This window comes from Leptospira hartskeerlii (assembly GCF_002811475.1).
Lineage (GTDB): Bacteria > Spirochaetota > Leptospiria > Leptospirales > Leptospiraceae > Leptospira_B > Leptospira_B hartskeerlii.
The window spans coordinates 89,203-106,823 of the sequence record NZ_NPDL01000004.1 but is presented as its reverse complement, the minus strand read 5'-3'; the positions used below and the strand labels follow the sequence as shown (position 1 = coordinate 106,823).

Here is a 17,621-nt window from a genome sequence, read left to right as displayed (position 1 = left end):
TCAGAATTTATGGGGAAAGGAGAAGTTGGTGCGCCCAGAAGGATTCAAACCTCCGACCTTCTGATCCGTAGTCAGACGCTCTATTCAGCTGAGCTATGGGCGCGGGTGATTAAAAGAATTTCTTTTCCAAAAGCTCTAAGTGCTCTTGGGGAAGTTTCGGGACCAGTTTTTTTCCCTTAGTGTAATTGTATAGCAGTAAACCGGACAAGCCAAGATAGATAATTACTCCAGCTAAATGAGCAAGATTAGCTAACCAAGGTCCTGCAACAGGAATAAAAGAGAAGAACCAAGATAGTACTAAGAATGCGATAAAGTACAGAACACCTATAAAGGAAAGTTTGGAATGTCTGTAAACTTCTGATTCGTTTGAGTAGAAAGAAAATCCGATGAGCCAATTTCCAAATAAAGGAAGAGTCACCAAGTAGATACGAAATCTTTCGGTGTTAATAAAACTCTTGGCTTGGTTCCAGTATGGAGAGAGAAAATCGAGGGCTTTAGCCTTGAGTTCCTCTAATTTTGCTGAGTATTTTTCGAACTTCATTCTCTATTTCCGGGAATAATGGTAATACGAACAGTTTGCCTTGGTAAGCTTGCAAGGCTCCTAAAATTCCGTAACCGAGTAAAGCCAACCATGCGACATAGCTGATAAAGTCGGTTACGACCGGATTCGCATGAATCCATTTTAAAATAGTGCTTAAAATAGGGAACTCTCTTAAGAACCAAACTACCAAGTATAAAAATACGAATCCTAGATTTAACTTGATTGCTTGGAGCGCATGAAACTTGCAAATTTCCTGTTTTTTTCTAAAAAACCAAGGAATGACCCATCCTAAAAAAGGAATATAAGAAATGGCAGCGAATAGATTGGGATATTCTTCCCCTTCTAACAATCGCTTGGTCTCTTCCAAGAATTCCCGGGTGTTGAATCTCTGGTCGGACATCTTCTTATTTCCCGGGGTCAGCGTGAGAGTTTGGAACTTTCGGAGACGCAGGGATTCGAACCCTGGGTACAGGTTACCCCATACGACAGTTTAGCAAACTGCTCCTTTCGACCGCTCAGGCACATCTCCAGTATTGTTCCATCGGAGAAGGTAGGATTCGAACCCACGGTGGGAGTTACCCACGACGGTTTTCAAGACCGCTGCCTTAAACCACTCGGCCACTTCTCCGGTTAAGGATTACTTTACTGACAAGATGGGGGACCCTGTCAAGGTGATTTACTTATGAGTACGGAAAAGAACCGTAGAGAAATTTCAGGATTGGTCGCTGAGAAATGGGCGAATCTTGGAACTTGTATTTCTCATGCGGAGAATAAAACCGTTTTCGTAAAAGGTGCTATTCCGGGAGAAACAGTTCTGATCAGAACTGATAAAGAAAATTCTAAACTGATTTGGGGGACTGTTGTATCTACTGAAAAAAATTCTACCCTTCGAATTGAGTCTGATTGTTCTGCATTTCCCGAATGTGGAGGCTGTTCTTATCGTCATATTCCGTATCAGGAAGAACTTCAGATCAAAAAATCTCTTTTACAGGATTCATTTTTATATGTTTCTAAATTGGATCCTTCTCAAATTCCTGAAATCAAAATTTTAAGCGGACCTTCTAACGGTTATCGCAACACCGCGCAGATCAAAATTGAATTCAAAAAGGGAAAAACGAACGCAGGATTTTATAAGGAAAATTCAAACTCCTTGGTTTTGTTTCCTAAAGAAGGTTGTAAACATCTTCCTTCTGAGATGAACGAGTATGTTCGAAAGAATTTAGGAAATAAGAAAACATTTTCTAGAAAGGGAGATTGGAGGCTTCGATATTCTTCCGGAGAAATTTTGGAATATGATAAAAAAGAAGTAAAGATAGGTCCTTATCTTCCTGAAAAAATAGAATGGTCCATTCCAGCTGAGGGTTTTACGCAAGTGAACCGTTTTCTTTTGGAAGAATGGATGCTAAAGATCCGTACTTGGATCCCTAAAGATTGCGGACCTGTATTAGAATTTTATTCTGGAGCCGGGCTGATCAGTTTGGCGATCGGTCATTTGGTAAGTCGTCTTTCCGGTTACGAATTGTCCAATTCTTCCGTAAAAGCAGCAGAGAAAAATGCGAAGAACGTGGGATATTCTCACTTAGAGTTCCACACATTGGATCTGAATTCTTCTTTGCCTAAAAAATTGGATTCTTTCGGCGCAAAACTATGTATTCTAAATCCACCGAGAGCCGGGGCGTCTTCTTCCTTATTAGATTTTTTGGATGGATCTAGGCCTTCTCGCGTTATTTATTCTAGCTGTAACCCGAGCACCTTGGCAAGAGATCTTGGGACCTTAAAAAATTCTGGATATAAACCGAAGGAAATTGTTCTTACTGATTTTTTTCCAAGAACCAAACATTTCGAGGTCCTGGTTCTTTTAGATCTTTGATTTTTTACTTTTAGAATTCCGATCCGAAATTGGAAAATGGTCATAATGGAGTCAGGACTCCGGAGAGACTAAAATGCCTATCATAGACGAATATGAACTTCCTTCTAAAAAGTCCGACCCTGGATCTAAATTTAACGAGGTCCTGCAAGGAATTTGGTTAGAAGACGAGATTTGTTTTGCGATTGCAGGTGGCGGTTGTAAGGCATTTTACGGTTTGGGCTTCGGCCATGAATTAAAAACATGGGGGTTAAAACTCAGACAAGTTTCAGGAGTTTCCGCGGGTGCTGCGATGGTGCTTTCTTTACTTTGTGAAACGGAAGAAGAATCAGTTTCCTTTTTTGAAAGAATAGTACGAAAGAATCCTCGCAATTTTTATTTCACTCGTTTATTCAACGGAGAAAAGGCGTTCCCTCATGAGGATATGTATCGTAGAACAATTCGATTCGGAATGGACTTCGAAAAGGTCATTCGTTCCGGTGCAAAAGTTTTTATTCATACGATCAAAGCGTTCCCAAAAGACGATTCCAATAAGAACACATTCAGACTTGCAAGACTGATCGCAGAAACAGGAAAAGCATTTTTAGAAGACGAAAGAGATCGTAACAAAGGACTTTATACGGAAAGAACATTTCGTGTTTTAAGAAATTGGAATATGAAAGAAGTCCTTTTTACGGAAGCGGATTTCAGAGATCCTAGTGTAATCGAACAGATCATTATGAATTCTTCTTCTATTCCTCCTATTGTTTCTTTTCAGAACCACGGAAAAGAATATTATTTGGATGGAGGTCTTACCAATAACTTACTTTTGGAAGCATTTCCTCCAAATGCAAAAATTATAGGAATACATTATGAACCGACTACGATCGTCGGAAAAGATCCTCATTTATTAGATCGTTGTTTTTTGGTAACTCCTTCTAAACCTTTGCCTATCACTTCTTTCGATTACACGAATGCAAAAGGAGTGAGAGAAGCTTATGAGATGGGAAAATCGGACGCCTTAAAGAAGAAGGATCTGATCTTAGAATATCTCAAGAAAGATTGGGTGAAAAAAGCGGAAAAGCTGCGTAAGAATTAAGTTCGTTCTGAATTTTTTACAAATCGATCACCAATATTTTTTTGACCAATTCCAAAAAGTGTCGAAGTCCCCGAATTCTTTTTAAATCATGATCTTCAGGTTGTACTGTGGATAAAATTCAAAACCCGATCATATCGGTATCTAATGTAACAAAAAAATTCAAAGATGTAACCGCCGTTAGCGATCTCTCTCTTGAAATTAAAAAGGGAGAGTTTGTAGGTCTGCTTGGGCCAAACGGAGCGGGTAAAACAACACTGATCGAAATGTTGGAAGGGATCCAATTTCCTGATTCAGGAAAGATCCAAATTTTAGGCACAAGTTGGAAAGAGAGTGAAACTTTTTTAAGAAGTAATATTGGTCTCGCTCTGCAAGAAACCAGATTTATGGATAGAGCTACAGTTTGGGAAACTCTGAAATTATTCGGAAGTTTTTATAAAGCGCCTGAATCCAGACTTCATGAAATTTTAGAACTCACCAGACTTACTGAAAAGAATAAATCCTTCGTAAACAGTTTATCTGGCGGCCAAAGACAAAGATTGGCATTAGGTGTTTCTATCATGAATAAACCGGAAATTCTTTTTTTAGATGAGCCAACTACTGGCTTAGATCCGGGTGCCAGAAGAGATATCTGGAAAATTCTAGAGGATCTAAGAGCTTACGGAACTACAATGATCCTCACTACACATTATATGGAAGAAGCAGAAGTTTTATGTGAAAGGATTATCGTGATGGATAAGGGGAGGATTTTAGACCAAGGGACTTTATCTCACCTTTTAGGAAAACTTGGCGGTGGAGAAATTGTTCGTTTCTCTTTAGAAAATGGAACAGATCCAAGTGGCTATCTTCCTGAAAAAGGAAAATTCAAATTCAGTTGGAATTCCGACACAAAAGAAGGAAGGATCTATGTGGAAAGAATTACGGATTATCTTCCTTCCATGTTGGATTCTTTTTCTAAAGCGGGGATCATTTTAAAAGAACTGGAATGTCATAAAAAGACGTTAGACGACTTATTCCTTTCCATGACCGGAAGAGGGTTGGAAGAATGAAACAAATCTATCATTTAGTTACGATTCAATTAAAAGAATTTTATAGAGAACCCGGAATTTTGTTCTGGGCATTCATATTTCCGATTGCGATCGCAGGTGTATTAGGAATTGCATTCACTACTAAGGGAGTACCTCAAACCCGAGTTGCAATCATTTCTTCTTCATATGATGCAAGTGGACTTTCTGCAAAGATTGAAAAAGCATTTTCTAATTCTTCCGATGGTAATTCGAGCGGATTAGGGGTGATTATTCCTCAGCTACTTACGGAAGAAGATGCGATCAAAGCTCTCAAAAGAGGAGAGATCAATCTTTTAGTAAGAGAAGATGAAAAAGGAAATTTAGAATTTTCTTTTGATCCGAGTAACGCAAACGCGCAGAGAGATTATCTTTTGCTTTCAAATGCTCTTTTGACCATGCAAGGAAAAGAGCAGGTTAGTTCCAGCATCCGAAAACTAGATTCAAAAGGTACAAGATACATTGACTATCTCGTTCCTGGAATGCTTGCCATGGGAGTGATGAACTCTTGTCTTTGGGGAGTCGGTTGGAATCTAATTGAGATGAGGATGAAAAAACTTTTAAGAAGAATGTCTGCGACTCCAATGAACAAGTTGGCGTTCGTAATGTCTTTCTTCTTCACTCGTATCTTTGTCACTACTGTAGAATCGATCATCTTCTTAACATTTACATTTACCGTTTTTGAAAATGCGTTTTTCGGTTCTATTCCTGCGGCACTTTTGATCTTTCTGACCGGAAATTTCGTATTTGCATGTATTGGGATCTTTGTGGGCTCTAGAGCTCAAAGCGCTCAAGTCGGGAACGGGCTCGTGAACGCATTCACATTCCCGATGATGGTTTTATCCGGGATCTTCTTCAGTTATAAAAACTTTCCCGATATAGTGCTTCCTTTTATAAAACATCTACCTTTAACTTTGGTGGCTGATTCTTTACGAGCTGTATTTATAGAAGGAGCCGGGCTTGCGGAAATAGTTTACCCTTGCGTGTTTATGGTCGGGATCGGATTTTTCTTCTTGGGTGTTGGGCTTCGTATATTTCGCTGGTCTTAACATATCTATCTGTAAGGGGCCCGGATGAATTCAGAATGGAAACAATGGGTTTATGAAAAAACCGCAAAACCTTTCTTCTTAAGCATTCATCCGGAATCCGCTCACTACTTGGCCCAAAATTTACTTGGGCTTTCTAAGAAACTTCCGTTTGTGTTTCCTGTTTTGGAATCACTCATGACTTATTCCAGTGATCGTTTGAAAACAAAGGTCGCAGGAATTGAATTCACAAATCCAGTCGGATTAGGCGCCGGTTTTGATAAGACTGGAGAATTGTATCCGTTTCTTTCTCGATTGGGTTTCGGTTCGATTGAGATCGGAACGATCACCGGTCAAGCCCAACCAGGAAATCCAAAGCCGAGAATTTTCAGATATTCGGAAGACGAAGCTTTGATCAATCGAATGGGATTTAATAATCCTGGAGCGGATGCTGCAGAGGAAACAATTCGAAAGCAGAAAAAGAACTGTGTAAGAGGGATTAACGTAGGCAAAACAAAAATTGTCTCCGAAGAGAATGCAGTAGATGATTATGTATATTCTTTAAAAAAACTTACACCCCATGCGGATTATGCGGTGATTAATATATCTTCTCCAAATACTCCTGGTCTTAGAAATTTCCAAAAGAAGGAAAATTTTATTAAACTGATGGATGGGATTAGAGGTGGCTTAGGTGGAAAATTTGCAATCCCTACTTTTGTAAAGTTTGCCCCGGACATGGAAAAAGAAGAATTAAAAGGTCTGTTGGAGCTCTTACCGGATTCTAAATTATCAGGTGTTATTCTAACCAACACTACTATAGATAAATCAGTCTTATCCAGATATCCAAATGTAGAAAAGGAAGGTGGAGTTTCCGGAAAACCACTCCGCCAAAGATCTACCGAGTTTGTAAGATATGCTTACTCTATCTTAAAAGGAAGTCTTCCTATCATAGGAGTTGGCGGGATCAATTCGGGAGAAGCCGCCTTGGAAAAAATATTAGCAGGCGCGGACCTAGTGCAATTATATACAGGTTATGTATACAATGGACCATTCTTGCCAGTTAGAATATTAGAATATTTAGATGGAGTTCTGAAGCAAACAGGAGCGAGATCTATTGGCGATTTAGTAGGAAAGGATAAGATCTGATCTCATTCTTCCGATACTTTACATTTTCCTTTTTCGTCCCATTCCGCTTTCCAGACGGCGGAGTTTTGTTCCTTCACTAAACGAATTACTATATCTGAACAAACCGTTTTGGATCCGTTTTCTGAAACTTCGAAATCCCCTTCATAACGAAACCAAAATTGCTCTTTGTTAGGAGTTAGATTCTGTCCGAATTCAGGTTCTGTTAAACGAATTAAATCTACCGATTTAGACTTTCCCTTTTCTTCTAAGATAGCTTCTTCTACAATTTGGTAGACTTCGTCTTTTGATGGAGGTTCTTTTCCTGGTTCGGTGACTACTACCGATCTAGCCATTCCGATATCCGCAAAAACCCAACCTTTTTCTCTCACGAATTGATAGATCACTCCAACAGGAGTTTTAGTTGTTTGGCCTTCTTTTTTTCGGCTAGTAACGAAGAAGGAAAATTTGTATCTTAGATCGGTTGGAGCATTCTCTTCCGGAGCTTCTTTCTCGATCAGCTTAGGTCTTCCTGCGGTTTGGACGGAAAGTATTCTGTCTCCTGGGAATTTTTTAGACCATTGATTTTGTAATTCTTTTTTAGCCTTTTCCTCGTCAGGAGTCCCTGCAATTTGTGAAGAAAGGTTTGTGGCAAAGGATATTAATAGGACCACTCCGATAATATACATCTTTGACATAGCTCATGAGTTTTATCGTCACGAAAGATCCTTGTCAATGAAATTCTAAATTTGAAGCTTTATCGCGAAGGAGAGGATATTGAAAGAGATTCATCTCATCAGACATTCTAAATCCGATTGGAGCGATACTCATTTAAAGGATAAGGAACGTCCTTTATCTAAGAGAGGTCGCAAAAACGCACGATTTTTAGGAAAATATGTGAAGAAGGTTTCCTTTGTTACGGATGTCGCCCTTGTTTCGCCATCGCTCCGAACTTCTGAAACTTGGAAAATATTACAAAGTTTTCAGAATATTACAAAGGACACTAAGATTATAAGTGAAATATATGAGGCGGAATATTCCGACTTACTTAGGATCTTAAGAGGTCTATCTTCTAAAATTAGTAATGTAGTTTTAATAGGTCATAATCCCGGAATGGAAGACCTTGCAAATTATTTACTAATGGGAAATAATCCTGATTCTATTTTCGAAAAATTTCCCACTTCTTCTTTTATAAGTTTAATAACAGATCAAAAAGATTGGGCGGATCTGGGAAGGCAAAGTTGTAGGCTCAAAAGGTTTTGGATCCCATGAAGAATAATACTTCAAATTTTCATAATATACGTTTTAAGACCTTGTTCAGTGAGGAAATGATCTCCGCGAGAGTCAAGGAACTTGGCCTACAGATCGCAAACGACTACGTAGAAAGAAATCCAATTTTCGTATGTATCTTAAGAGGTGGAATTTACTTTTTCTCTGATTTAACCAAAGCGGTTCCAATCCCTATCGAATTGGATTTTATGCAGGCAAAATCATATGTAGGAACAGAATCTTCCGGAAACATAGAATTGATCAAAGACTTGGATTCAGACATCTCTGGCAGAGATGTCTTAATTGTAGAAGATATCGTGGATACCGGCCGCACACTGAAATTTTTGATCTCTCATATTCTATCGAAAAAGCCCAAATCTCTTGAAGTAGCTGCCCTATTATTCAAAGAAGGTGGAGAGGCTGTTGGATATCCAATTAAATACATTGGCTGGAAGATCGGTAAAGAATTCGTGATCGGATATGGCCTGGATTACGACGGCAAATTCAGAAATCTACCTGGAGTATTTCTCTATTCGGAAGAATGAGGAGCATCTTCCGGTTTTTTGATCAAAGTTTTTAACCCAGTAATACTTGTCTCCAGATCTTGGATCTTAGGCAAAAACTTCTGCCCATCTACAAAACTTTTGCCTTCATTCTTCCCAAGCTCGGAATAGATCTCAGCACTCAAATTATGATAAGCATTTTGCAGGCTGATAAAAGAAGATTCTAAATGTCCGGGATATAGTGCCTTTTTCTTTATCTTATACTTGCGGAATAAAGAAAATCCAAACTTAAGAACTACTAAAATATAAGCAGGAAGAAGAAGGATGAGTGCCGTCTTTGTGACTGCAAAAATTTCCCAAGACTCGGAAATAGTATGACTTAAAAAGGATCTAAGTCCTGAAATAAAAACCACAGAGATCGTATAGTTTACTCTGGGTGAAGAAGGAGATAAGGTATTGATAACATATAATAAAGGCAGGGAAAGTAATAAAACCAAAACCAAATCGATAGGAAAGAGATTTGAAATCAAATCCAGAAAATGAACGATGGCCTTATAGGTTTTCACCAGGTCGTCCAAGGATTGGTTTAACCTGTCAAAGTCTGCCTTTAGATTGGAGAAAAACTGGGTGATCTGGTTCATTAATTCGTTCCCTAAAATTCCAGGATGGGAAAAGAGAACAGCCCTGTCTCGAAAGCTGCAAGAACTTTCCTTAACTCAAAAGCTCTTCCTGGTATATTCCGTTTTTGCGTTATATTTTTTATTTTATCACGAGGCCCATCTTCCTTTGATTTGGATGGTCGGTTTAGCTTTGATCGGTTACCTCGTATCAGGTATACTTTTTTGGGGGATCGTATTCGCATTCCGAAAATTGGAAACTAAGATCGTTTTACCTGCGATTTTTGCAGAAGTGGGGATAGAAAGACCGACTATCAAATTGGTTCCTTGGGTCGAAGTTTCCTTCTTCGCTTTTTCAGTTCTTGCATGTTGGCTCACAGGGTTTTTTGAGAACAGATCAGGCATTATTTTTCTTTTGGTTTATGCAGCCGGAGTTTTAAGTGCAAGGCTCATAGACAACAAAACATATTATAAAATCGGATTATTGGGCTTAGTTGTCCTAGCTTCTGGGCTTATTAGTTTTAAAAGTTTGCAGAAGGCCGAGATATTCGTTGCTTATTCCATGTTTAAACCTGATTTCGAACAAAAGGATTTAACTCGTTGGAATTACAACGAAGAGAATCGAACCTTACATAACGAAGATCTGAAGTTGAGCATTCTTTTGCCCGAAGAGTTTTATTTTCATAATCCTCAAAATTTGAATCTGGAAGATAAAACTGGAATCGGACAAATTGCTGGGATTATTTCTTCTAGCGATTCGGATCCGAATCGTTATCCAGCTATCAGGATCTTTTTCGTTCCATTCAGATTCGATGACGAATCTGAACTACTTTCCGAATTTAAAAAGTTTTTGGATCTCCAATTGCAAAGAGGAGATATTCAGGAATTGAACGAATTAGAAAGAGAAGTTTTCGAAGACAGATATTACGGAACCTTCTGGACATTCTACGATGTTCTAAGACCAAGATATGCAAAAACAGGAATGTTTTTCTTAGCAAAACACAAACAACCTTATAGTTTGGTCTTTATCATAGACGAAAGTCTGATCAAAGGAAGAAGGCACGAAGAGTCCGTTGAAAAAATCCTGAGCAGCGTAAAGATAGAAGAGTAAGATCTTAACCTAAGTTTATGTAATCTAAATGATTTGCGATATGCATTGCATGAGCGAGCTCATATTCTTGCTTAGTCAATTTTCCGTAAGCAAAGTGAGGAGCAAATTCTCCAGTATAATTAGAGAATGCCGAGATCGCCTTTTTCAATTCAAGAATACTGTCTGAAAGAGAAACGCCTGATTGTAAAATATCTGCGCCAGGGATAGGAGCGTTCAAGTCGTGAGACATTTTTCCTTTTCTGGAAAAATTCCAGAATGCGATCTTCCCTAAAGTGTTTTGGAAAACTTCGGATTTATTTTCAGGATAACCTTTAATAGAATAATAAATACTTTGAGCGCAATGTAGGAGGATTTGGCTCGGACTCCATTCTCCATATGGAACGATTGTTTTAGAGTTAAGTATTTTTTCTAACTCCGTATTTACTTCTGAAAAATTAGAAAATTGAAGTCCTCTTTCTTTTACACCCGCCGGGGCATTCGAACAGGATCTTAATACAGATGCAGAGCTTGTGAGAATTCCAACAGCGACAGCTTTTTGAATAAATTTTTTTCTGGAAAAATTAGGATCCGACATGAAGTACTCCGCAGTTCTTACATTTCTGTTTTCCTATAACTAATCTAAAGGATGGAAAGAGTCAAGAATTTGATTATTCTTTGGGAAGGTTTCCGATATACTTTGCTCTAGGTCGGATCAAGCTTCCGGAATCATATTGTTCCATGGCATGAGCTAACCAACCAGCCGTTCTACCGATCGCAAAAATTCCGATACCTGCCCCCTTCGGTAATTTGAGTGCTTTAGAAACAAGAGCAAGTCCGGCATCAATGGTTGCATAATCTTCCAGAAGTTCTTCTATCTGTATTAAGAATTGTAGATATAGTTGCACATCCGAATCTTCCGAGAAAAATTTTTCAACCATCTGAATTAATTTTCTACCTCGTGGATCTCCTTTCTTATAGAGAGGATGACCGAAACCGGGGATATTTTCTCCATTTCTTAATTTTTCTTCCAAGAGTTGCTTATCTTTCTTTTTGTTTCCGCTAGCTTGGGAAAGAAGAAGTATCGCTTTCTCCGTAAGTAATCCATGTTTAGGGCCTGACAAAGCAGCAAGTCCTGCAAGAACAACTTGATAAAGAGAAGCCTCGCTAGAGGCAACGCATCTTGCAGTAAAAGAAGAAACATTCAACTCATGATCGGCAGAAAGAATTAAGGCTGCTTCTAAGAGTCTGAGTTTTGATGAATAGTTAGGATCTTCTTTTTTTCGAGACGGATTCCAACTACTTAAAAGAGTTTCGGAAATTTTTCCTTCTGATCTTGTTTTGCCCGAAGAGAATAGAGTTAGATATCTTAAGATAGAAGAAGAAGTTTTTCTGAAAGTTTTAGGATCTTTTCGAAACGCTTTCGCATCTTCATATTCCAAAAAAGGAAGTAGGATCCTGGAAATATCTAAGACTGGCCGACTTTCTAATAATTTTAGGATTTTATTACATTCTTCGGATAATATTGGCCAATCGGATTCGAATGGATTTGTCTCTTCTGCTTCCCAAAGTAAGCAGGCAATATCTTCAAAACTTCCATTCTCAGAAAGTTCTAAGACATCTTTTCCTCTGTAAAATAGAGAGTCTTCTCCGAGTAACGTAATGGAAGATTCTAAAACAGGTTGTCCTAAAGATAAGGCGGCTTTGGCTGTTTTTCCAGGTTGGCTCCTTTCTTCCCTTCTGAGCAATAATTGTTCGATATCTTCTCTTCTATATCGTTTACTTCTATCTTTATTGCCCCCGGATTCCGAGTGTAATAAGCCGCGACTAACGTATGCGTATACGGTCTGGATTTCTACTCCTAAAGCAGAGGCTGCTTCATCCGCATTCAAGAACGGTTTTTTTGAAGAAAAAGCCATATATTGATAGTATAATCAACATTGACTATACATTGTCAACCCGCTAAACTCAAATAGAAACAAAGGAGAAATACCATGCTAATCTCTGAACAGGAAAAAGAGAAAATTTACAGCCCGGGCTTAGAAGGGATCCCTGCAGCAAGGACCAAACTTTCCCAAGTAGATGGAAAAGGAGGAAGGTTGATCATTGCAGGTTATCCTGTGGAAGAATTTGCCGGCAAGGCAGTCTTCGAAGAAACCATCTTCACACTTTGGAATGATAGGAGGCCAAAACCTACCGAAACAAGTTTGTTCTCAGAGGAACTTAGGTCTTCCAGAAGATTTTCTAAAGTAATACGAACCATCATTGAAGAAGCAGTGTATGCAAATCTTCCTTTGATCGATATACTTCGGATAGGATCTGCTGCTCTTTCTTTAGGTTCTCAAAAAGAAGATCCCAAAAAGGATGCGATGGCTGTTCTTTCTACATTTCCTTTGATCGTTGCTTGGGCATACCGTTTGTTGAAGGGGAAAGCTCCCGTTCTTCCTAGACAGGACTTGGACATTGCGGCTAACTTTCTGTATATGTTGAATGGAAATGATCCTGATCCAAGAAGTGTTCGTGCATTGAATACCTATTTGAATACTGTTTGCGATCATGGATTGAATGCTTCTACGTTTGCAGCGAGAGTGATTATTTCTACTCAGTCTGATATGATCTCAGCAGTAACCGGAGGACTTGGTGCCTTAAAAGGACCTTTGCATGGAGGTGCACCAGGGCCTGCATTAGACACTGTTTTTGAAATAGGGACTAAGGAAAATGCGGAGAAGGTTCTAAGAGAAAAATTAAAACATAACGAAAGGCTAATGGGATTTGGGCATAGGATCTACAAAGTCAGAGACCCTCGTGCGGATGTCCTTGCAAAAGCGGCGAAAATTCTATACGACACGGATGAAAAAAGAGAGTTCTATGATCTTGCGATGTTCGTGGAAAAAACTGCATTAGAATTGCTGAAAGAATATAAACCGGACAGAATTCTGCAAACAAATGTGGAATTTTATACAGCGTTACTTCTTCATGGATTAGGATTTCCGACTGAAATCTTTACTCCTGTATTTGCAATGGGAAGGGCAGCAGGTTGGATAGCACATTGTTTTGAACAAATGCAAGAAAGGATCTTGAGACCGGATGCAATCTATACGGGAGAGGACGGAAAACTTTGGAATTGAAAGAAGACTATTATCGGGAGAGATATAATCTTCTCTCCCGATCCGATTATTTTTTGGAAGTTTTCTTACGAGCTTCGATTAGATCTGTTTGAACAACAGAAAGAGGATCGATCATCGTTCCTAAAACTCTAAATCCTAAATGTAAATGAGGTCCGGTTGACATCCCCGTTGATCCGATCTTTCCGATCAAATCTCCCTTTTTCACTTTATCCCCAGGCTTTACTAAAATTTCGGATTGGTGCATGTATAAGGAATATAATTCCAAACCATGATCTATCACAGTGAAATTTCCTTCATAGTACATAGATCTTGCTAAGATCACAGTGCCGTCGTTGATCGCATAAATTGGATCTCCTACACCACCTTTAAAGTCAGAACCTCCATGAGGACGACCTTTCTCTTTATTGTAGATCCTACGCTTATAAAAAGGACTATTTAAAATAGGATTGTGAACAGGATATTCGAAATCGGTTTCCACCTGAAGATCAGACTTGGATTGAAATGCCTTCGCTTTCGCTTCGGAACATTCTTTGATAAATGCTTTTGTCTCTTCTGAAAGTTCGTCAGTTGTATACTGTTTATCCATTGTAAGATGAGAAACTTTGGAAGTAGCAAATGATGTTTTTTGGATTGGGATCTCGTACGTCTTGGAATCGTTTTTAGTAAAAAGATGCTTTTCTGTTAATTCCAAAACTCCATAAGATTTGGAAAATTCAGGAGAGATCGGAAGAAAGGTGAGAATATACCCTTCCCTTTGAGTGAAAGGGATCTCTTGCCCGTCCCAATTGATCGTAAAATTTCCAAGTTTGTCTAAAATTTTGGGCAAAGGTTTTATTTTTAAGAATAGAAGTTCCCCTTGTGCGAACTTTCTTCCTGCAAGAGAAAATGAAAACAGTTCCTCTTGCTTTTCTACGATCTCACCTTTTAATCGTTTTGATGTTTTTTGTTCAGAGACAACCGTCTTAGGTTTTTTCTCTTCCTTCTTCTTTTCTGGTTTAGAATTTAAAGCTACTTGGTTCAGTTTAGGAAGGACAGAAGCCTTTTTGGGTTCTTTTGCAAAATTCAAAGAGCTAGAAAAAAGAACTAAGGAAACAAATAGGAAAATATTTTTAAAAGAATTACGCATTGGAAAAAGAGTCCGAGATATGGACATTCTCATAATCGGATAAGACGTATATTGGACTATAAATATTCTTCTAATTTACGATAAATATCCTGAGGCCAATCTGTTAGGCTTAGGCTGCTAAGCGAAGCAAATCCGTGCAGAAAATCTCCGGAACACCTTCTCTCTTCTCCGTGACTTGCTTCTACATGGATTAGTATATTCTGACGCCTGAGTCTTTTTACTTTTACTCTAAATTCCAACACTTCTCCTAAGACGGAAGGTTTATAAAATTTTGCGATGATCTTCATTGCAGGAATGCCCTGCTTATTATCGCTTACCATATGGGAGAATCCGAATCCAATCCCTTCTCTAAACCAATCTTCGATCGCTTCTACGAATAGATTGAAATATTGAGGAGTGAATACCACGCCACCAGGATCACAGTGTTGCATTCTAATAATCTTTCGGACAATATACGTTTTATTTGCCATATTCGGTTTTTCGAATAAGAAATCTGTATTGGTGTAGAACTAAGTCATCCTTTTTCTAAATTACCATAAAACCAAGTAGAAATATTATGTCTCTTAATTGAGATTCTTATCTCGGCAAATCTCCTTCTTCTCTTGAGAAAATTCTTCCTAGTTCTCCTTCTCGGCTTTTGAACCGCCGAATTTCCAAAAAAACGCCTCATAAAATTCTGGATTCCGCCGAAACAAAGAACAGGGACCGGACAATGATATTAAATAAAGAGGAATGGTTGGATCGGGTGTCTTCTCTTTTCGAGGAAGAAATCCGACTGTACTCCGAAATCCTGGAGTTAGAGAAAGAAAAGACTGAATCGATCACGAAAGCGGACGGAAGATCTTTGGAAACGATTTCTAAAAAGACTTATGAATTGATCGTTCATGCAAGCGAACTGGAAAGAGTTCGTATGTCCGCTATCCATGACGTTTATACTTCTGGTAATTTAGGAATTCCTAAAGAAGGCGAACTTACTCTTACTGATTTTTTAAATAAGATAGACCGTGATTCCGAGCACAAGTTGAAACAACTCGGAACTAGATTAAAGGATACGGTTCACAGGCTTAAAGACAAGATCAAAGCCAATGATAAATTGATCCGAACCAGACAGGAATTTTTGAAGGCCACCATCGACGCGATGCGAACTAACGCAAATAGCGGAGAAGTCGCAGTTTACGAGGATGAAAATCCAAGCACAGTCAGGAACAAGAAGAAACGTTCCTCGGTGCTCGTAAACGCTTCAGCGTAAGGATTGGATAGGAGGGAAGAAGTATGGGATCCACATTCTCCGGATTAGAAATTGGTAAAAGAGGTCTTGCGGCTCACCAGCAAGCCTTACAAACTACCGGCCATAATATTTCAAACGCGGATAATAAACATTATTCTCGCCAAAGAGTTGTTTTACAAGCAACGGATCCTCTGTACGAACCTTCTTTGAACCGCGCTCATGTTCCTGGGCAGATCGGTCAGGGCGTTGAAATTGCTTCCATCGAACGTGTTAGAGATAATTTTATCGATGATAGAATTATCGAAACCTCAGGTGTGAAGGATTATTGGGCAGCAAAGAACGAATATCTCTACCAAGCAGAGAATATTTTCAACGAACCTAACGGTACTACTCTTAGAACCTTGATGGATAAATTTTGGTCTTCTTGGGAAGAACTTGCTAACTATCCTGAAGACAACGCACATCGTTCCGTAGTTTTAGAAAAAGCGCAAGGCCTCGGAAGTAGAATTGAAGATGTGTATCGTAAACTTTCTCAATTGAGAGATCAATCGAATCGTGAAATTGAAGCTCATGCACTTCATTTGAATACGATTGGTGAGAATATCCGTACCTTAAACGAGAGGATTGCTAAGTCGGAAGCATTGGGTGATAGACCGAATGATCTTTATGACAAAAGAGATGCTCTTCTTCAAGAGCTTTCCGGTTTAACCGATATCACAATCGGAAGAAGCGATGAAGATGAGCTGATGGTATTTATTGGCCAGCAGATCCTTGTTCAAGGTGGCAAACTCAATAAAGTCGATATATTAGGAAATCCTTCTAAAGATGGTCTATTAGATCTTTATTGGAAGGTAACTGGAGATCCGGTCCTTCTTCGCAAAGGGAGATTACAGGGTTTGATCGAAGTTAGAGATAAGATCCTGGGCGAGAAGATCGATCAGGTGGATGCTCTTGCGATCAACGTTATGGATGTGATTAACGAAATCCATAAAGACGGTTTTGGTTTGAATGGAAATACAAATCAGAACTTCTTCGATATTCGTTCTTTGGCGCTGAATACTTTCGGTGAATATGATTCAGATGGGGATGGGCAGAATGATATTTCTGCGATCTTCAGAGTAACAGGTAAGAATACTCTAGATCCGGATCGCCCAATCGGGATTAGCGGAACCATGACATTCTTAAAACCTGATGAAAAAGAAACTCAGGTTTTAATTCCTTATTCTGCAAATGATACATTGAACGGTATTATCAAACGCATCAACGCTTCTAAAGTAGGCGTTGTGGCTTATATGAACCATGACAACCAGTTGGCTTTCAAAGCGACTGTTGCAGATGATACTCCTAAGAAAAACTTCATTATTAGGCATATCGAAGATTCTGGAGAATTATTAGTCGGTCTCACTGGAATGCTGATGGCTTCCGGATCTTCTGGAGCTTATGATTATAAACGTTTGGGTGAGATTACAAAACTTCAATCAAAGCCGGAAGACATTACTTTAACTCCTCATTTTCATCCTTCTTCTCATTTTAAAGTAAACGAGCATATTGCGAATAACGTAGCAAATATCGCGGCAGCAAGAGGAAAGGATGTCGGTGGAACAGGAGATTATAATTCTCCTGGAGGTCATAAGGATGGAAGGAACGCTCTTTTAGTAGCTTCTTCTCTTAGAAACAATCCTGTGATGGTGGATTACTCCAAAAGCACGGATGATTTTTATAATAGTCTGATCTCTAAACTCGCAACAGAAGCGAGAGAATCAAAACAAGAATTTGGGATCCAATCGGACCTTATGACCGAGCTCGAGAACATGAGACAATCGGTGATGGGTGTAAGTTTGGACGAGGAAATGGCCAATATGGTCCAGTTCCAGCACTCGTATAACGCGTCTGCGAAGATGATCAATACTATGAATGAAATTCTAGATACCATCATCAATCGTTTGGGCGCGTAATTCCGCCGGAATAG

General features: G+C 39.0%; 19 protein-coding genes and 3 tRNA genes. 11 read left to right on the top strand and 11 right to left on the bottom strand.

Annotation, left to right across the window (positions count from 1 at the left end; genetic code table 11):
- Positions 1 to 26: 26 nt before the first annotated feature.
- The 5 genes from CH352_RS08255 to CH352_RS08235 form a co-directional block, all read right to left on the bottom strand.
- Positions 27 to 103 (bottom strand) — tRNA-Arg (locus CH352_RS08255).
- A gap of 6 nt (positions 104 to 109) precedes the next feature.
- Positions 110 to 541 (bottom strand): hypothetical protein, encoded by a 432-nt coding sequence (locus CH352_RS08250; protein ID WP_100704832.1) that lies wholly within the window; start codon positions 539 to 541, stop codon positions 110 to 112.
- Positions 495 to 941: a magnetosome magnetite crystal formation protein family gene (locus tag CH352_RS08245; protein ID WP_100704831.1), complete on the bottom strand. Its 447-nt coding sequence runs from the start codon at positions 939 to 941 to the stop codon at positions 495 to 497. Before CH352_RS08245 ends, CH352_RS08250 begins: the two co-directional genes overlap by 47 nt.
- A gap of 40 nt (positions 942 to 981) precedes the next feature.
- A tRNA-Ser gene (locus CH352_RS08240) sits at positions 982 to 1,070 on the bottom strand.
- Positions 1,071 to 1,083: 13 nt separating this feature from the next.
- Positions 1,084 to 1,169: transfer RNA gene (locus CH352_RS08235), tRNA-Ser, on the bottom strand.
- A gap of 54 nt (positions 1,170 to 1,223) precedes the next feature.
- Between CH352_RS08235 and CH352_RS08230 the strand changes: the two genes are divergently transcribed.
- From CH352_RS08230 to CH352_RS08210, 5 genes are all read left to right on the top strand, one after another.
- Entirely contained in the window at positions 1,224 to 2,411 is a 1,188-nt protein-coding gene (locus CH352_RS08230) for a class I SAM-dependent RNA methyltransferase (protein WP_100704830.1), read from the top strand.
- Positions 2,412 to 2,484: 73 nt separating this feature from the next.
- Positions 2,485 to 3,486, top strand: coding sequence for a patatin-like phospholipase family protein (locus tag CH352_RS08225; RefSeq protein ID WP_100704829.1), 1,002 nt, complete (start codon positions 2,485 to 2,487; stop codon positions 3,484 to 3,486).
- A gap of 107 nt (positions 3,487 to 3,593) precedes the next feature.
- On the top strand, positions 3,594 to 4,532 hold the full coding sequence (locus tag CH352_RS08220; RefSeq protein WP_100704828.1) for an ABC transporter ATP-binding protein: 939 nt from the start codon (positions 3,594 to 3,596) through the stop codon (positions 4,530 to 4,532).
- Positions 4,529 to 5,596 (top strand): ABC transporter permease, encoded by a 1,068-nt coding sequence (locus CH352_RS08215; RefSeq protein ID WP_100704827.1) that lies wholly within the window; start codon positions 4,529 to 4,531, stop codon positions 5,594 to 5,596. Before CH352_RS08220 ends, CH352_RS08215 begins: the two co-directional genes overlap by 4 nt.
- Positions 5,597 to 5,620: 24 nt before the next feature.
- Complete coding sequence (locus CH352_RS08210) at positions 5,621 to 6,718, top strand: quinone-dependent dihydroorotate dehydrogenase (protein ID WP_100704826.1); 1,098 nt, start codon at positions 5,621 to 5,623, stop codon at positions 6,716 to 6,718.
- Between the two features lie 2 nt (positions 6,719 to 6,720).
- On the opposite strand, the gene CH352_RS08205 is transcribed toward CH352_RS08210, so the two are convergent.
- Positions 6,721 to 7,383 carry a hypothetical protein gene (locus CH352_RS08205; protein WP_100704825.1) on the bottom strand — a complete coding sequence of 221 codons (663 nt, stop codon included), beginning with the start codon at positions 7,381 to 7,383 and terminating at the stop codon, positions 6,721 to 6,723.
- Between the two features lie 88 nt (positions 7,384 to 7,471).
- Here CH352_RS08205 and CH352_RS08200 point away from each other — a divergent pair, with 88 nt between their 5' ends.
- A complete protein-coding gene (locus CH352_RS08200) occupies positions 7,472 to 7,966 on the top strand; it encodes a SixA phosphatase family protein (RefSeq protein WP_100704824.1) in 495 nt (164 codons plus the stop codon).
- Entirely contained in the window at positions 7,963 to 8,508 is a 546-nt protein-coding gene (gene hpt, locus CH352_RS08195) for a hypoxanthine phosphoribosyltransferase (RefSeq protein WP_100704823.1), read from the top strand. Before CH352_RS08200 ends, hpt begins: the two co-directional genes overlap by 4 nt.
- Here hpt and CH352_RS08190 read toward each other — a convergent pair.
- Positions 8,493 to 9,107 carry a hypothetical protein gene (locus tag CH352_RS08190; RefSeq protein ID WP_100705267.1) on the bottom strand — a complete coding sequence of 205 codons (615 nt, stop codon included), beginning with the start codon at positions 9,105 to 9,107 and terminating at the stop codon, positions 8,493 to 8,495. The two genes, hpt and CH352_RS08190, sit on opposite strands and share 16 nt — an antisense overlap.
- Between CH352_RS08190 and CH352_RS08185 the strand changes: the two genes are divergently transcribed.
- Positions 9,094 to 10,194: a hypothetical protein gene (locus CH352_RS08185; RefSeq protein WP_100704822.1), complete on the top strand. Its 1,101-nt coding sequence runs from the start codon at positions 9,094 to 9,096 to the stop codon at positions 10,192 to 10,194. The two genes, CH352_RS08190 and CH352_RS08185, sit on opposite strands and share 14 nt — an antisense overlap.
- 4 nt (positions 10,195 to 10,198) lie before the next feature.
- Here CH352_RS08185 and CH352_RS08180 read toward each other — a convergent pair whose 3' ends face one another.
- Together CH352_RS08180 and CH352_RS08175 are read right to left on the bottom strand one after the other, a co-directional pair.
- Entirely contained in the window at positions 10,199 to 10,768 is a 570-nt protein-coding gene (locus CH352_RS08180) for a DUF1569 domain-containing protein (protein ID WP_100704821.1), read from the bottom strand.
- Positions 10,769 to 10,841: 73 nt separating this feature from the next.
- Positions 10,842 to 12,089, bottom strand: a complete 1,248-nt coding sequence (locus CH352_RS08175; protein ID WP_100704820.1) for a citrate synthase family protein — start codon at positions 12,087 to 12,089, stop codon at positions 10,842 to 10,844.
- Positions 12,090 to 12,164: 75 nt separating this feature from the next.
- Here CH352_RS08175 and CH352_RS08170 point away from each other — a divergent pair, with 75 nt between their 5' ends.
- Positions 12,165 to 13,298 (top strand): citrate synthase/methylcitrate synthase, encoded by a 1,134-nt coding sequence (locus tag CH352_RS08170; protein ID WP_100704819.1) that lies wholly within the window; start codon positions 12,165 to 12,167, stop codon positions 13,296 to 13,298.
- Between the two features lie 46 nt (positions 13,299 to 13,344).
- Here the strand turns inward: CH352_RS08170 and CH352_RS08165 are convergent, their stop codons facing one another.
- Complete coding sequence (locus tag CH352_RS08165; protein WP_100705266.1) at positions 13,345 to 14,424, bottom strand: M23 family metallopeptidase; 1,080 nt, start codon at positions 14,422 to 14,424, stop codon at positions 13,345 to 13,347.
- 56 nt (positions 14,425 to 14,480) lie between these two features.
- Positions 14,481 to 14,894 (bottom strand): acyl-CoA thioesterase, encoded by a 414-nt coding sequence (locus tag CH352_RS08160; RefSeq protein WP_243396179.1) that lies wholly within the window; start codon positions 14,892 to 14,894, stop codon positions 14,481 to 14,483.
- Between the two features lie 242 nt (positions 14,895 to 15,136).
- On the opposite strand from CH352_RS08160, the gene CH352_RS08155 reads away from it, so the two are divergent.
- Both CH352_RS08155 and flgK read left to right on the top strand, forming a co-directional pair.
- Positions 15,137 to 15,673, top strand: coding sequence for a flagellar protein FlgN (locus tag CH352_RS08155; RefSeq protein ID WP_165780123.1), 537 nt, complete (start codon positions 15,137 to 15,139; stop codon positions 15,671 to 15,673).
- 23 nt (positions 15,674 to 15,696) lie between these two features.
- The gene (gene flgK / locus CH352_RS08150) at positions 15,697 to 17,607 is read left to right on the top strand and encodes a flagellar hook-associated protein FlgK (protein WP_100704817.1); all 1,911 of its coding nucleotides are present in this window, start codon (positions 15,697 to 15,699) and stop codon (positions 17,605 to 17,607) included.
- Positions 17,608 to 17,621 lie beyond the last annotated feature (14 nt).

Coding starts and splice junctions, on each gene's coding strand:
- CH352_RS08225 (WP_100704829.1), top strand. CDS start 2,485: ATGCCTATCATAGACGAATATGAACTTCCTTCTAAAAAGTCCGACCCT.
- CH352_RS08215 (WP_100704827.1), top strand. CDS start 4,529: ATGAAACAAATCTATCATTTAGTTACGATTCAATTAAAAGAATTTTAT.
- CH352_RS08175 (WP_100704820.1), bottom strand. CDS start 12,089: ATGGCTTTTTCTTCAAAAAAACCGTTCTTGAATGCGGATGAAGCAGCC.
- CH352_RS08245 (WP_100704831.1), bottom strand. CDS start 941: ATGTCCGACCAGAGATTCAACACCCGGGAATTCTTGGAAGAGACCAAG.
- CH352_RS08190 (WP_100705267.1), bottom strand. CDS start 9,107: ATGAACCAGATCACCCAGTTTTTCTCCAATCTAAAGGCAGACTTTGAC.
- CH352_RS08250 (WP_100704832.1), bottom strand. CDS start 541: ATGAAGTTCGAAAAATACTCAGCAAAATTAGAGGAACTCAAGGCTAAA.
- CH352_RS08180 (WP_100704821.1), bottom strand. CDS start 10,768: ATGTCGGATCCTAATTTTTCCAGAAAAAAATTTATTCAAAAAGCTGTC.
- CH352_RS08155 (WP_165780123.1), top strand. CDS start 15,137: ATGATATTAAATAAAGAGGAATGGTTGGATCGGGTGTCTTCTCTTTTC.
- CH352_RS08165 (WP_100705266.1), bottom strand. CDS start 14,424: ATGCGTAATTCTTTTAAAAATATTTTCCTATTTGTTTCCTTAGTTCTT.
- flgK (WP_100704817.1), top strand. CDS start 15,697: ATGGGATCCACATTCTCCGGATTAGAAATTGGTAAAAGAGGTCTTGCG.
- CH352_RS08210 (WP_100704826.1), top strand. CDS start 5,621: ATGAATTCAGAATGGAAACAATGGGTTTATGAAAAAACCGCAAAACCT.
- CH352_RS08160 (WP_243396179.1), bottom strand. CDS start 14,894: ATGGCAAATAAAACGTATATTGTCCGAAAGATTATTAGAATGCAACAC.
- CH352_RS08170 (WP_100704819.1), top strand. CDS start 12,165: ATGCTAATCTCTGAACAGGAAAAAGAGAAAATTTACAGCCCGGGCTTA.
- CH352_RS08230 (WP_100704830.1), top strand. CDS start 1,224: ATGAGTACGGAAAAGAACCGTAGAGAAATTTCAGGATTGGTCGCTGAG.
- hpt (WP_100704823.1), top strand. CDS start 7,963: ATGAAGAATAATACTTCAAATTTTCATAATATACGTTTTAAGACCTTG.
- CH352_RS08205 (WP_100704825.1), bottom strand. CDS start 7,383: ATGTATATTATCGGAGTGGTCCTATTAATATCCTTTGCCACAAACCTT.